This window comes from Stutzerimonas chloritidismutans (assembly GCF_051486945.1).
Taxonomy (GTDB): domain Bacteria; phylum Pseudomonadota; class Gammaproteobacteria; order Pseudomonadales; family Pseudomonadaceae; genus Stutzerimonas; species Stutzerimonas chloritidismutans_B.
The window spans coordinates 720,565-733,678 of sequence record NZ_JAHVDX010000001.1 but is presented as its reverse complement, the minus strand read 5'-3'; the positions used below and the strand labels follow the sequence as shown (position 1 = coordinate 733,678).

Genomic DNA, 13,114 nt, shown 5'->3' with positions numbered 1-13,114 from the left:
TTGTTCATATTCGCCTGACTAGCTCGGATTTAATCGTTAATCACTGGCTTGGATTCGAAATGATGTGGTGTAGTTAATTAGATGATTACTTCTCGTCGGTGCGTTCCCTACCTTTTTCTGGTCAGCGTGAGTGTGCTTAAAATTGTCGGAGGTCTCGGTAAGTGCGAGGGGTTACTTCATGCGGAAGGTCAATTAAATTAGTTTGGTTCTAGATTTAAGAGGTTTTTCAAATTTAATCCTGATCAGTGAAGGCTCTGCTCATTTTTTCGAGAGATTCATTAAGTTTGTCTGAATTAAAGTTTGGATGCTGTAGGGCTTGGTGAAATTTATGTGGTAATAGTGGGTTTGGGTTGATTTCAGTCTTAAGTGCAATTGGTGTTTGGTTGGTAGTCTGGACAAGATTTTTAAGTCTTTTTTCTATTAGGGTGCGTTTTGGAGGGATGGCCTGGTTGTTCAGCGTAATATTTGACATTCGCCGTTTGAGGCCTTCGTTACCTTCTTTAAGGAATTCTTCCAGTAGGTTAGTGCTTAGTCGCTCTATTTCGGAGATCTCGGCTTCAGAGTCTAGCCGTGCACTGTGCCTTATCTTTAATATGCTTAGATCTATAAGGCTAAGAGTCAGTAGTTCGGCAAATATTTCCGAATTTTCCCGATAGTCGTTAGCATCTCTGCGAATATTGTCGTCAGCACGTTTTTGGTGAAGTTTTTGGCGTTCATTGTCGAAATAAAATTCCTGCTGTTCTTTGCTCGATGGGATTAGTTTTTCAATTGTCTCAGCCAGACTTAAACTAAGCTCTTTTGAAATACGATCAAGTTGCTGCTTTGTTTTTACTTGCAGAACGATGCTGTATGCCCTCTTGTCTTTATTCTTTCCTCTGTGCTTTTTCTGGGCCCATGCACCCCGCATGCGCCTTAAGAATTCTCTATATTCCGCGCTTTCAATCTGACCCTGATCCCACTTGATGAGCTGTTGGTAAGCCGTCTCCCCTATGTAACGGGTGTGCCAGAATCCGGGATTGCCGCTCTTCTCCTTCAGATAACTCAAGGCCCATTGGATCTGGGACGTGTTTTTGGGGGATATCCATTTCATTCGTTCGGACATGCGGGTTCTCAAGGAGATTTTAAGATGACACGTTATATCACGCGTGATGTGACACGTGATGTGATGCGTGATAGTTTTCCTTATAACAGGGTGTGATATCATCAAAAAAGGCTTTGATGCGGGTTTCTGAGCATGAGTTATCTATCACTTCTTCGACTTCACCTACCTGATATCAGCCCTGAAGCTAAATTTTTGCTGCTCAGATTTCTACAGAAGTACGGTGAAGGTCGATCAGTTCGTCGAGGGGTGGCTGCCTTTGCTGCCGATTTAGGCGTTTCTGGGCCGATGGCTAAGCGCGGGTTGCACGAATTGACGGCTGGAGGCTTTCTTAGCCAATGTGAAAGTCGCTCGGAATGTGAGTGCTCCCAGACTCTGCGAGAAACCCTAGCCTCCGAAAGCGTGAAAGGTGTAGCCGGTTCTTTGTATCAGCTAGCAGATCATGTTCTAAATCCTGCCACGGAGTTGATCAGCCTCAAGTCTTACGATCGGCGGGAGAGCGGTATGAGTCTTGATTCTGTTACGCCTGCTGAGCGAAAAGAAGCTGCAAGGAAGATGCTCAGGGAAGCTGCAAGTGGTACGAATCGATTGCTGCTCGCTGTCCTCCTAATTCATGCTGACGAATTTGGGGTAGTTCGTGGGTTGGGTATTTCTGATCTGTGCACCCTGACGGGGCTCAAACGAGAAAGGCTTGAAATGCATCTTTTCAAGCTCAACGAACTGGGCGCAATACGCTTCAAGATTGCTGGATTTAGCGGTTCAAGGATCCTGGGCAGCCTGAAAACGATTTACTATCTAAATCTGCATCACCGATGTTTTTATAATTCCAACAGCACCTTGATGGTCTTCGTTTTAAAAGCAAAAAGTGATTATAGAAATAATGTAGATCTGCTGGCAGAGAAAATTTTCTTAACCGAAGAAGGTGCTTGTGGTTTTTACTGGCCGCTCACTGCGGTGGAGCCCTTGGGGCCAGTAAAGTTATTTGATGATATCGTGGTGTCGTCCCTGCTTAACTCGAAGTTGGCGGGTGGCGGGCGCGCTGAGCTATTAATGCTGCGGGCGATTGTAGATCAACATGTCTCCTCACTTCTTTCAATGCACTGGAATAAACTTTGCGCTAAGGAATTGTTTACGGATCTGGGGTTGTTAGAAACTATAAAATCACAGGTTAAGCTCCCTTGGTTAAAATCCGTGGCTATTGATGCTTTGTCGGGAAGGAGTGCTGAAGAAGTTGTTTATAACATGGTTTTTTACCTAGCATGTCAGTACAAAGTGCTTCTGGGTTCGGCGGGCGATCATGTAAGTGAAGGCATGAAGTTTCATATTCTCCCATTTTCTGATCAATGCCGTGGGCGGAGAGCGGTGTTGGCTTTGCGTAAAGATGGCGCGCTGGATCGCAGGTGCTTGGTCATCACTGAGGCGGAGAGCGAAATTCAATCATATGAGTGCGAGGCCGTAATGACTGTTGACCAACGCTTTGAGTATGGATTGTTTGGTGAGTTTCACGCTCTGAAACGCTATGGTAGGTCAGTGACTCGCTATATGCCCGTTTTTAGGCAGTAATTATCTACAGGTTCTCCTAATCCTCTGAACCAATATTCAGAGGTGCGGGATCATGAAAATCATTCGTCTGAAGGCTGTCATCGATGCCACTGGCCTGGCTAGGTCGACTGTATACAAGTACGTTGCGCAGGGCTCGTTTCCGAAACCGATTCCGCTGGGTGATCGATGTGTGGGCTGGCTAGAGGGCGAGGTCCAGGATTGGATCCTGGCCAGAATCGAGGAGCGAGATCTAGCTTGACTATCGGATAGTAATGGCCAGAGCCCGAGAGTGCTCACTCCACCTTAGGTGAGAAAACATCATGCCCGGATATTCTCCGGGCATGATGCTTTTTTGCCGGAGTAGAAGTCTGCTTGGTTTAGCCGGGGCTTGAAGCGAATTTACCTGAAAATCAGCATAAAAAGCAGAGCTGCTTTTTCGGTATTGGTAGTATGCTCTTATAGCCTATATAGTTCCAATGTTAGCTGTAAGAGATAACAATGCTAAGTCAGGTATCTCCAAGATGCCTGATGTGTGAATGTTGTTTAGGTTAATAAGTGTATAGTGCTATTAAGGTATGTATTCAAGCTTTGTAAGAGATAACAATGCTAAGTCAGGTATCTCCAAGATACCTGACGTGTGAATGTTATTCAGGTTAATAAATACATGGTGCTCCTAGGATATGCATTCAAGCATTGGAGTATTAAACATGATTCGACATTCGCAGAATAGTAATCTCATTATTCATAATGAGCTTGACTATCGTGGCTTGCCTATTCAGGTAGATAAAGGGCCTTTCATTCGACAGTATCTGCAAAAGTTGCATACTACGATTGATCGAGCTCTTCAACAGTATTCTCGTGTCTTTGCCTTCAGGGTTGATCTTAGGTTTCCAGCAGCGTTTGTGAACGGCAGAGACGAAAATGCAAGTCAAGTGTTTAAAAAGTTTTTAGATTCCTTTAAGTCCAAAATACACCACAATCGTTGTATGGCGCTTAGGGAAAACAAACATGCGCATCAGAGCCGCGTGCGGTACGTTTGGGCTAGAGAATTTGGGCAGCATGGGAAGCCGCATTACCATGTTGCATTCGTTCTCAATTACGATGCATTCAACGCTTTGGGTAAGTTTGAGCCTGGAAGGGATAACATGTTCAATCGACTCCAGGAAGCTTGGGCAAGTGCCTTGGGAACGTCGGTTGAGGCAGTGAGGGGTTTGGTTGAGATTCCTGACAATCCGAGCTATAGCCTGCGTCGCGATGGTCTAGGGGTTGAAGAGTTTTTCTATCGAGCCAGTTACCTATGCAAGGCGCCTACCAAGGTTTATGGCGATGGCAGACATGGGTTTGACAGCAGTCGAATCTAACTGCTGAAGCTAAGGATGGTCTGAAGGTAGTGAAGAATTTTTGCGTAGCTGCCTGCCAGAAAATGTCCGGATCAGCGTGGAATCACTGTCCGAATGTGCGTGAAATGGGTGTCCGAGCCAGCGTGGAATCCGCAATCAGCACCTGCGCTTGAAACCTGCAGGGGCGCGCTGTCTGCGTAAGGGGACTCTGAACCGTGCTCGTCGCGGATAAGTGAATGCGAAGGCTACTTGGCTTTTGCGACCATTAACTCAGACCAGCGAGTGGTGTAAGCCGGGGAAAGCAACTCTCTGCGCATTGCCCACTCGACTGGCTTGGCTATGCGTCCTGGCTGCAGTGTGCCGCGTCCCCAGCGATTGTTGATCGCGTCCAGGGTGCTCATCAGTCGCTCGGTTTTCACGGGCTGTTCAGGGGCGAAAAGATCCGGCGTGTACTCATTCTTGCGACACAGATCCAACAGCATCACCTGAGCCTTGGCGTAGCTGAATCCCTCTCTGTAGACCTGCTGCAATCCAGCCTGGACGGCCTTGATGATCAGCCTGCTGTCATCGGTTGGATAGGGCAGTTGGCATAGGACGCCATTGGCATATTTCGCTTCAGCTGGATTGAACATCCCGGTGCGCAGACTGACCCGCACTTGTCTGCAGAGCGACTCCTGCTTGCGGAGCTTTTCAGCAGCGCGCGTCGCATAGCTGGTGACGGCCTCTTGGATAGGCGCTAACTCTCGCAGGCGCTTGCCGAATGAGCGGCTACTGCAGATCTCTTGCTTGGGTTCGATTTCGTTCTCGATCTCTAGGCACGCCACACCGCGCAGTTCACGCACAGTTTTCTCGACCACGACATTGAATCGCTTGCGCAGTGTCCAGGCATCCATCTGTGCCAAGTCCCAAGCTGTCTTGATTTGCATGCCTTCCAAGTGAGCCCGCAACCGGTGACCAACGCCCCAGACTTCCTCGACAGGCATGGCCTTGAGCAGCTTGTCGCGCCGAACCGGATCGCGGATGTCAACGACGCCACCAGTTTGCTTCTGCCAGCGCTTGGCGGCGTTATTGGCGAGCTTGGCCAGTGTCTTGGTCGTGGCGATACCAATGCCAACAGGGATGCCGGTCTTCTGTCTGACTTCTGCCTGTACCTGGCGACCTATCGACTCCAGCGGTTCGGGTAGACCGGTCATATCGGCAAAGGCCTCGTCGATGCTGTAGACCTCGATGCTTGGAAAGCAGCCCTCCAGGATCGTCATCACGCGCTCGCTCATGTCGCCATAGAGGGCGTAGTTGCTGCTGAAGGCGACGATCCCATGGCGCTTGAGGTCGCCTCTGATCTCGTGGAAGAGGGCGCCCATTTTCACGAACGGCTTGGCATCGGCAGAGCGGGCAATCACGCAGCCGTCGTTGTTGCTGAGCACCACGATGGGCGTGCGCAACAGGTCAGGACGAAACACGCGCTCGCAACTGGCGTAGAAGCTGTTGCAGTCGACCAGTGCGTACACAGGATCAGCCATGAGTGAGGTGGTTCCGCAGGCTGTGAGTGACGACGCCCCAGATCGTCAGCTCATCGTTTTCCAGGATATAGCGCGGAGAGTAGGCCGGGTTCTCCGACTGCAGGATGAACTGGCCCTGTTTCTGGGCCAGGCGCTTTACCAGGACATCGCCGTTTAAGCAGGCAACGACCACATGGCCCGGTTTTGCTGGGATGGCGCGGCTGACGATCAGATAATCGCCGTCGAAGATGCCAGCCCCGCTCATGCTGTCACCGCTCACGGCAACCACATAGGTGTACGGTGCTTGCAGATCCATCAGAGCATCAAGCGACAGCTTATGTTCCATGTGATCCAGCGCTGGGCTGGGAAAGCCGGCCGGAACACGTGCATCAAAGAGGGGAAGGACTGCCCTGCTGCGCTGCAGCGGGCCGAGGATAAGTGCGGTGCTCATAACGGGCTGCTCGATTACTGTATTTATATACAGTAATCAGCGCTCCGCCATACAGGCAAGGTGCGTTCGTCGCCGGTGTCTGGGGTATGCGCGGATTGTTTACAGGCGAAAAGTAGACAGATCGCGCTGTAGGGTCGATTTAGCTAGGTTGATGAAAACCGACTAGGAGGATCTCTTATGAGCATGCTGCCAACCCTTAACGATCTTTTGCCACTGGCGCTGTTGCTGCCTGCACTACTCGTGCTGGCCAAGCTGGCCTACGGTGGTACGACGGTCTAAGAGATAGCCTCGCCTGCGGCATCGACTCAAAGCCCGGCGTGCCTGCCGTTAGTCAGTGATACAGCCAGGGCTGTAGCTCTTCCAGGTTGGCGACCACGATCTGCTGAGCCGTGGCCTTGGCATGCACCTTGGTCGGATCGATCTGATAGCGCTGCAGCACGTACTGCACCAACGCACCTCGTGTCTCGATCACCAGCTGTCCGTCACGCATGCCGTAGTCGGCTTCGATAATCGTTCGCTGCTCGGGTTTCAGGCGCGAGTCCGGTTCGATGATGACCTGCACCTGCGTACTCCAACCCGGATCTTGCTCGCGAGTATTCTCGGTCTTGTCGTCCATCAACTCCGGCACACCGCGAAAGCGGCTGAGCACGAAGTCGCGGTAATCTCGATTCTTCTCGCAATAGGCGCGTACGTGCCAGCGCATACCGGTGTAGATCAGCGTATGCGGCGCGATCAGACGGGTTTCGCCGTCCGGCGTCGTGAAGGACACATACTCGCACTCCAGTCGCAGCCCATCGCGGCAGGCCTTGATGAGTGGACGCAGCACCTCCGGGCGTACTGAGCGATCCGGTACATCCAGTACCTCAGTGTGCGCATAGGCCAGCGCCAGTCCTTCTATGTGCGGTGCCCGGTCGTGATTCTGGTTGAGCAGGTGCAGGTAGGCGCTGGCGCTGTCATCGATAAACAGTGGTTTGAAGTGGCGGCTCGGCACATACCCCTTCAAATGCTTGTCGTATTCCAGGTTCTTCGGCGCGTAGTCGGTGATGTAGGAATTGATGTCCTTCGACGCTTGCTGGCGGCTGATACCGAAGCTCTGCATCAGATGTCCGGTGGTTAAGCGTCCTTCCCACCACACCACCGTTTCGATCAGGCGATAGCGCAGCGCCAGATCCCAGCGCACGGACTCGATTTCCTGTTTGCGTTTCATGCCGGCCTCACTTGCTCGAAAACTTTACCTGTACGGACGCACACTCTAGATACGTCAAGCCACGCTACATATCTTGATCCTGACAAACAAGCCGGCCAATCCAGGCTGGCTCAGGAAGTGCAATCAAGGAGTAGTGAAATGGCATTGATCAACTGCGGCGAGTGCGATCGCATGGCCAGCGACCAGGCGGTTGCCTGTCCGCATTGTGGTGCGCCTATCGCTAAGCAGACTGCCACCGTTCAAATGCATCCCGCCCAAGCTATGAGCCGCAACGTCGGCTTCTGGCTGGGCGTCGGTATTTTTCTGTTTCCGGTCATCTTTGTTTGGTTCCTGCTGCGCCAAGGGCATAGCACTACCAGCCGGGTGATCGGCTTTGTCTGGCTCGCGCTGATGGTGGTTGCGATGGCCTCGGGGGATCGTCCGTCCAGCAAGCCTGCTCCAGCCTCAAGCAGTCAGAGCCAACCGGCGAAAGTGGTTGCTCCTGTTGAGCCACTGCTAGAAGTGAGCGCTCAGCAACTGGCCCAGGCCTATGACCGCAATACGGTCGCGGCGGACCAGCAGTTCAAAGGCAAGACCTTCAAGGTCACTGGCGTGGTGGATTCCATTAATACCGATCTGTTCGGCAACCCCTACGTCACTCTGCGGGGCGGGGTAAATCAGTTCATGGAGCCGCAATTCGAGCTGGATGAGGCGCACGCCAACTATGCGGCTGGTTTGCAGTCGGGCATGCGCATCAGCCTGGTCTGTACGGGCCGTGGCGATGTGGCGAAAACGCCCATGTCCGAGGACTGTATTCCCGCCAACTGAGTCTTCAGCGTGATTTCACTTGGCAGATAAATCCGTCTTAATCCTGCTCAATCAGCTAAGATCTGTACTTCCTATTCGATATGGATCTGGAAATGACCGATCGGTGGTTGAGCGTAGAGGAAATCGGCGAACACTTGGGCGTGAGTAAGGACACTGTCTATGCATGGATCGCAAAGCGGCACATGCCTGCGCACAAGGTGGGGCGGCTCTGGAAGTTCCAGAAGGCTGAGGTCGATGCGTGGGTTAAAGCTGGCGGTGCCAGTGATGATACCTCCTCGGAGTCGGCGCATGGCTGATCCATACCGCTTGTCATTCACCACAGGTGGGCTCTTCATTCAGGAGTCACCGCCTGTGGCTGAGCTTTTCCTCATGAAGCGTGACTGGCAAGAGGCTCGTGATCAGGTTCGTGAGATGAACCTGCTGCAGGTGCGTACTACAGCGGCTGCCACGCGTATTAGTAAAGAGATTGTCGCCCGATTGGAGCACCTGGATGTAGGTGAGCTTGAGGCCTTGGTTGAGGGGAACAGGAAAGATCAGGGATACCTTCTCTGGGCTGCCTGTTCCCGGCGCTACACCTTTATCCGCGAGTTCGCGATGGAGGTGCTTCGTGAGCATCTTCTGATGAGGCGGCGCGTCCTATCCTCGATCGACTTCGACGCATTCTGGAGCAGGAAAGCTCTGTGGCACGTTGAGCTAGATCAGATCGCTGAGTCGACGCAAAAAAAGCTCAAACAAAATCTATTTCGAATGATGCGAGAGGCGGATCTGATTGGTGATTCGCTACAAATTCAGCCGGCCCTATTGTCGCCGGCGTTGGCCCAGCTGTTGGCCAAAAGGGGTAAGGAAGAGTTGCTTATCTACCCCGTAACTGATCAGGAGATTACGCGTTGGCTTCAATGAACCGGAAAATCAGCGAGCAGCCAATGGCCGCTCGCTTCGATCATTTGCTAGGCGTAATCAGTGGTCAGCGTTTCCTTGAAATGAGGGGGCTGAACAACGATCTGCCCTTTTACATCTGCGAGTTCAAGGCTGCTGAAGCGGTGGAGATGGAGCGTGTACGCCGGCAGCTGGTAACGCGGCTGGCGCACATGAGCATTCCCTGTCTTCAGGGAAGAGGCATCCAGGTTCTGGAAATCAACCTGTATGACTTGTCTATTGAGCTGCTCAAGGCCCGAGAGGGCAGTAGTGAACAGGGCTGCCTCTGGGATGACCTACTCGCCATTGAACCTGAGGTAGAGAAAGAGCAGCTGTTGGAGACTCTGCAGAACGTCTTGGGTATCGAGGAGTATCTGATCCCCGCTATCGGTGAGCGATTAGCGGCTGCTGAGTACGACGTTTTATTTCTCTCCGGCATCGGTGAGGTGTTTCCCTACATCCGTTCACACAACGTGCTGAACAACCTGCAAAGCACTGCCAAGTTCAAGCCTACGGTTATGTTCTTCCCTGGCGAGTACCGGTACTCGCTGGAGCAGGGGGCTTCTCTGGAGCTGTTTGGCTTGCTGCATGACGATAAGTACTACCGCGCATTCAACATTTTCGAGACACAGGCCTGAGGAAGCAGTAGATGGAACTCAACGGCATTTTCCTGAACCCCGTCAGTCGTCCTATTGAAGGGGTGATCAAGGCTGATGATGAAGCCAGCCTGTACAACGAGCTGAGCGAGTATGTGCTGACCGACGAGGTCGCCAAGCGCCTGGAACACTTTCTTGACGCTTACACCGACTATCACGGCGCCAATGGCGTGTGGGTGTCAGGCTTCTTCGGGTCGGGTAAATCTCACTTGTTGAAGATGCTGGCGCTTCTGTTGGAAAACCGCCGCATCGATGGCTCCTCTGCCCTGGATATCTTCCTGCCAAAGATCCACGAGGACGATGCACTGCTGCGCAGCAAGCTTAAGCAGGCTGTCGCCATCCCCTCGAAGAGCATCCTGTTCAACATCGACCAGAAGGCCGACATCATCAGCAAGACGCAGATCGACGCCTTGCTGTCGGTCTTCGTCAAGGTCTTCAACGAGATGTGCGGTTACTTCGGCAAGCAGGGCTACATTGCCCAGTTCGAACGTGATCTCGACAGCCGTGAGCAGTTCAACGCCTTTAAGGACGCCTATCAGATCATCGCCAAAAAGCCCTGGGAGCGTGGGCGCGAGCAGGCCCTGCTGGAGTCTGGCAACATTGCCAAGGCCTATGCGCAGATCACCGGTGAAGATCCGACTCTGGCCAAGGGAATCCTCGACAAGTACCGCACCCAGTACAGCGTCTCCATCGAGGACTTCGGCAACCAGGTCAAAGCCTGGCTAGACAAGCAGCCAGCCAATTTCCGCCTGAATTTCTTCGTCGATGAGGTAGGCCAATACATCGCCGAAAACACCAAGCTGATGACCAACCTGCAGACTGTCGCCGAAAGCCTGGCGACTAAGTGCCAGGGGAGGGCTTGGATCATCGTCACCGCCCAGGAGGATATGAACTCCGTGCTCGGTGACATGAGCAAGCAGCAGAGTAACGACTTCACCAAGATCCAGGCTCGCTTTGCCAACCGTCTCAAGCTCACCAGTGCTGACGTGGCTGAGGTGATCCAGAAGCGTCTGCTGACCAAGAACGATAGCGGTGCAGATCTGCTGAAAACTGTCTACGACCAGCAGTTCAACAACTTCAAGACCCTGTTTGAGTTCGCCGATGGCGGCCAGCATTACCAGAACTTCCGAGATCTGGAGCATTTCACCTACTGCTATCCGTTTGTGCCGTATCAGTTCCCGCTGTTCCAGTCGGCCATCCGTGGCATTTCTTTGCACAATGGCTTTGAAGGTAAGGCTAACTCGGTGGGTGAGCGTTCCATGCTCGGCGTGTTCCGCGAGGTGGCCATCGCCATTGATAACGAGCCGGTTGGGCAGCTGGCCACCTTTGATCGAATGTTTGAAGGCATTCGTGGCGCACTGAAAAGCGCGATCCAGAGTGCAATCAACACTGCCGAGCACCACCTGGGCGACGAGTACGCCGTTCGCGTCCTGAAGGCTCTGTTTCTGGTCAAGTACGTCAAGGAGTTCAAGGCCACCCTGCGCAACCTCAGTGTGCTGATGCTGGAGCGTTTCGGCGAGGACGTGCCCGCCCAACGCAAGAAGCTGGAGGCTGCACTCAATTTGCTTGAGCAGCAGACCTACATTCAGCGCAACGGCGATCTCTACGAGTACCTCACGGACGAAGAGAAGGACATTGAGGAGGAGATCAAAAACACCGAGGTGGAGTCTGCGGATATCCTCAAGGAGTTGGAGGTTCTACTGTTTGATGGAGCAATCAGGCAGCGCAAGATCCGCTACGAGAACGGTCAGGACTACTCCTATACCCGCAAGATGGATGATCGGGTGCTCAGTCGGGAGCATGAGCTCACTATCCACGTCATAACACCGCTCAGCGACAACTTCGACAATCTCACCGTGCAGCGCATGCAAAGCATGGGGCGTGACGAGCTGCGTGTCGTGTTGCCTGCCGATGCTCGCTTCATGCAAGACCTGACTATGTACAAGCGCACTGAGACGTACATTCGTCAGAACAGCAGCACTCAACAGGAGGCTGTTAAACGAATCCTAGACTCCAAGAGCTTCCAAAACACCGAGCGCCTTGCGGATATCCAGGAGCGTGCCAAGCAACTGTTGGCAGGTGCCCAGCTGATCATCAATGCTGCCGACATCGAAGCCCCTAGCACCGATGGGCAGACACGCATACTGAAAGGTTTCTACCAGCTCATCGAAACCACATATCCGAACCTGCGTATGTTGCGGGATGTGCCCTTCAGCGAGGCTGATATCGGCAAGTACTTACGCCAGGGGCAGGACGGACTGCTTGGCAATGATGCCACCAGCCTGAGTGAGCCCGAACAGGAGCTGTTGGCTTTTATCCAGACCAATGCTCGCAGTGGCGTTCGCACAACGGTCAAAAGCCTGCTGGAGCGCTTTGAGCGCAAGAGTTACGGCTGGTACTACGCCGCAATTCTCTGCAACCTCGCCCTGCTTTGCGCGCGAGGAAAGGTAGAGGTGCGTCAGGACAGCAATCCCCTGGAAGGGGATCTGCTGGAGCGTAGCCTGCGCAATACCAATGCCCATGCCACCTTAGTTTTGGAGCCGCAGATTGAGTTCAGCGCTTCCCAGGTACGTGCGCTGAAGGATTTTTTCGCGGACTTCTTTGACCGGCCGGCCAGCAGCAATGAAGCTCGTGCTCTGGCACGTGAAACCATAGACGCCATCAAGGAACTGGAGATCGATCTTGCTGAGTTGCACGGTCAGAAGGTGCAGTATCCCTTCCTCAGTGCTTTGGACGGTGTGCTGGCGACTCTCAAGGAAATAGCTGCCAAGAATCCAGCCTGGTTCCTGACGGATCTCGCTCGCGCAGAAGATGCGTTGCTCGAAGCCAAAGAGCAGGTCATCGATCCTGTGCAGCGCTTTATGAAAAGCCCGCAGAAAGAGATCTACGATCAGGCTCGTCTGCTTGTGCAGGAACAGCAAGAGAATTTTGCATACGTCGGCTCGGCGGAAGTTGACGCCATTCGAGCCGTGCTCGCAGATGCAAAGCCCTGGCAAGGCAATCGTCTTCAACAAGCTCGGCAGCAGTTGGAGGCGCTTCAGCTTGCCATTGCCAACCAACTGGCCAGCGAGCAAAAAGCCAGTGAGCAGTTGCTCGACGATCTGGAGCAGCGCCTGCAGGGCGCTGAGGGTTACGGGGCTCTCGACGCGGCGCAGAAACAGCAGTTCTCAGCCGCCTTCGCACAGGCTAAGCAGCAGCTGAAAGGGCAAAAGCTCATTGCGGTCATTCGTGACCAGCGCAATCGCTTTGAGGACGAGCAATACCCTCAGCTGTTGCTCAAGCTCGATCAGCTGGCGCGTCCCAAGCAGGCCCCTTCTGAGTCGCCTGCGCCATCTAGCCGACCGGAGAGCACTCAAGCGCCAAGCACTGACATGCCTAAGCAGCCGGAGATGGAGGTGGCGGAGCCGCGTATTGTGCAGTCTCGTCACATCAAAGTCGGCTACGCAAAGCCCTGGTTGACCAGTGAAGCCGAGCTGGACGAATACCTGCAGAAGCAACGTGAAGCCTGGCTGAAGGAAATCCAGGCTGGCAACCGAGTGCAGATCTGACACGGAATAAATACAACTGGCCCGTCAGGTGCGAGGCCAAGTCTAGGGCC

The 13,114-nt window shown here is 53.1% G+C and carries 12 protein-coding genes; 8 read left to right on the top strand and 4 right to left on the bottom strand.

Features of this window, described 5'->3' with window-relative positions; all coding sequences use genetic code 11:
• Nucleotides 1-232 precede the first annotated feature (232 nt).
• On the bottom strand, nt 233-1,102 hold the full coding sequence (locus KXR72_RS03190; protein WP_437419664.1) for a hypothetical protein: 870 nt from the start codon (nt 1,100-1,102) through the stop codon (nt 233-235).
• 132 nt (nt 1,103-1,234) lie between these two features.
• Between KXR72_RS03190 and KXR72_RS03185 the strand changes: the two genes are divergently transcribed.
• The 3 genes from KXR72_RS03185 (at nt 1,235) to KXR72_RS03175 (ending at nt 4,002) form a co-directional block, all read left to right on the top strand.
• Nucleotides 1,235-2,662, top strand: coding sequence for a hypothetical protein (locus KXR72_RS03185; RefSeq protein ID WP_186416172.1), 1,428 nt, complete (start codon nt 1,235-1,237; stop codon nt 2,660-2,662).
• A gap of 52 nt (nt 2,663-2,714) precedes the next feature.
• Nucleotides 2,715-2,900 (top strand): helix-turn-helix transcriptional regulator, encoded by a 186-nt coding sequence (locus KXR72_RS03180; protein ID WP_023127663.1) that lies wholly within the window; start codon nt 2,715-2,717, stop codon nt 2,898-2,900.
• 448 nt (nt 2,901-3,348) lie between these two features.
• Nucleotides 3,349-4,002, top strand: coding sequence for an inovirus Gp2 family protein (locus KXR72_RS03175; protein WP_423704878.1), 654 nt, complete (start codon nt 3,349-3,351; stop codon nt 4,000-4,002).
• A 224-nt stretch (nt 4,003-4,226) separates the two neighbouring features.
• On the opposite strand, the gene umuC is transcribed toward KXR72_RS03175, so the two are convergent.
• The 3 genes from umuC to KXR72_RS03160 form a co-directional block, all read right to left on the bottom strand.
• Complete coding sequence (umuC, locus tag KXR72_RS03170) at nt 4,227-5,501, bottom strand: translesion error-prone DNA polymerase V subunit UmuC (protein ID WP_437419663.1); 1,275 nt, start codon at nt 5,499-5,501, stop codon at nt 4,227-4,229.
• Entirely contained in the window at nt 5,494-5,931 is a 438-nt protein-coding gene (locus KXR72_RS03165; RefSeq protein ID WP_437419662.1) for a LexA family protein, read from the bottom strand. Before KXR72_RS03165 ends, umuC begins: the two co-directional genes overlap by 8 nt.
• Nucleotides 5,932-6,262: 331 nt before the next feature.
• On the bottom strand, nt 6,263-7,138 hold the full coding sequence (locus tag KXR72_RS03160; protein ID WP_437419661.1) for a WYL domain-containing protein: 876 nt from the start codon (nt 7,136-7,138) through the stop codon (nt 6,263-6,265).
• Between the two features lie 138 nt (nt 7,139-7,276).
• Between KXR72_RS03160 and KXR72_RS03155 the strand changes: the two genes are divergently transcribed.
• The 5 genes from KXR72_RS03155 to brxC all read left to right on the top strand — a co-directional run bounded on the left by KXR72_RS03155 (nt 7,277) and on the right by brxC (nt 13,064).
• The gene (locus KXR72_RS03155; RefSeq protein ID WP_437419660.1) at nt 7,277-7,945 is read left to right on the top strand and encodes an OB-fold protein; all 669 of its coding nucleotides are present in this window, start codon (nt 7,277-7,279) and stop codon (nt 7,943-7,945) included.
• A gap of 92 nt (nt 7,946-8,037) precedes the next feature.
• Nucleotides 8,038-8,241 carry a methylation-associated defense system helix-turn-helix domain-containing protein MAD1 gene (mads1, locus tag KXR72_RS03150; protein ID WP_437419659.1) on the top strand — a complete coding sequence of 68 codons (204 nt, stop codon included), beginning with the start codon at nt 8,038-8,040 and terminating at the stop codon, nt 8,239-8,241.
• Complete coding sequence (locus KXR72_RS03145) at nt 8,234-8,845, top strand: DUF1819 family protein (RefSeq protein ID WP_437419658.1); 612 nt, start codon at nt 8,234-8,236, stop codon at nt 8,843-8,845. The genes mads1 and KXR72_RS03145 overlap by 8 nt, the downstream gene beginning before the upstream one ends.
• A gap of 23 nt (nt 8,846-8,868) precedes the next feature.
• Complete coding sequence (locus KXR72_RS03140; RefSeq protein WP_437419657.1) at nt 8,869-9,498, top strand: DUF1788 domain-containing protein; 630 nt, start codon at nt 8,869-8,871, stop codon at nt 9,496-9,498.
• 11 nt (nt 9,499-9,509) lie between these two features.
• Nucleotides 9,510-13,064: a BREX system P-loop protein BrxC gene (gene brxC, locus KXR72_RS03135; protein ID WP_437419656.1), complete on the top strand. Its 3,555-nt coding sequence runs from the start codon at nt 9,510-9,512 to the stop codon at nt 13,062-13,064.
• Nucleotides 13,065-13,114 lie beyond the last annotated feature (50 nt).

What these genes read in the sequence shown, in the direction of transcription:
- KXR72_RS03180 (WP_023127663.1), top strand. Translation starts at nt 2,715, where the DNA reads ATGAAAATCATTCGTCTGAAGGCTGTCATCGATGCCACTGGCCTGGCT.
- umuC (WP_437419663.1), bottom strand. Translation starts at nt 5,501, where the DNA reads ATGGCTGATCCTGTGTACGCACTGGTCGACTGCAACAGCTTCTACGCC.
- KXR72_RS03185 (WP_186416172.1), top strand. Translation starts at nt 1,235, where the DNA reads ATGAGTTATCTATCACTTCTTCGACTTCACCTACCTGATATCAGCCCT.
- KXR72_RS03145 (WP_437419658.1), top strand. Translation starts at nt 8,234, where the DNA reads ATGGCTGATCCATACCGCTTGTCATTCACCACAGGTGGGCTCTTCATT.
- mads1 (WP_437419659.1), top strand. Translation starts at nt 8,038, where the DNA reads ATGACCGATCGGTGGTTGAGCGTAGAGGAAATCGGCGAACACTTGGGC.
- KXR72_RS03140 (WP_437419657.1), top strand. Translation starts at nt 8,869, where the DNA reads ATGGCCGCTCGCTTCGATCATTTGCTAGGCGTAATCAGTGGTCAGCGT.
- KXR72_RS03165 (WP_437419662.1), bottom strand. Translation starts at nt 5,931, where the DNA reads ATGAGCACCGCACTTATCCTCGGCCCGCTGCAGCGCAGCAGGGCAGTC.
- KXR72_RS03175 (WP_423704878.1), top strand. Translation starts at nt 3,349, where the DNA reads ATGATTCGACATTCGCAGAATAGTAATCTCATTATTCATAATGAGCTT.
- KXR72_RS03155 (WP_437419660.1), top strand. Translation starts at nt 7,277, where the DNA reads ATGGCATTGATCAACTGCGGCGAGTGCGATCGCATGGCCAGCGACCAG.
- KXR72_RS03160 (WP_437419661.1), bottom strand. Translation starts at nt 7,138, where the DNA reads ATGAAACGCAAACAGGAAATCGAGTCCGTGCGCTGGGATCTGGCGCTG.
- KXR72_RS03190 (WP_437419664.1), bottom strand. Translation starts at nt 1,102, where the DNA reads ATGTCCGAACGAATGAAATGGATATCCCCCAAAAACACGTCCCAGATC.
- brxC (WP_437419656.1), top strand. Translation starts at nt 9,510, where the DNA reads ATGGAACTCAACGGCATTTTCCTGAACCCCGTCAGTCGTCCTATTGAA.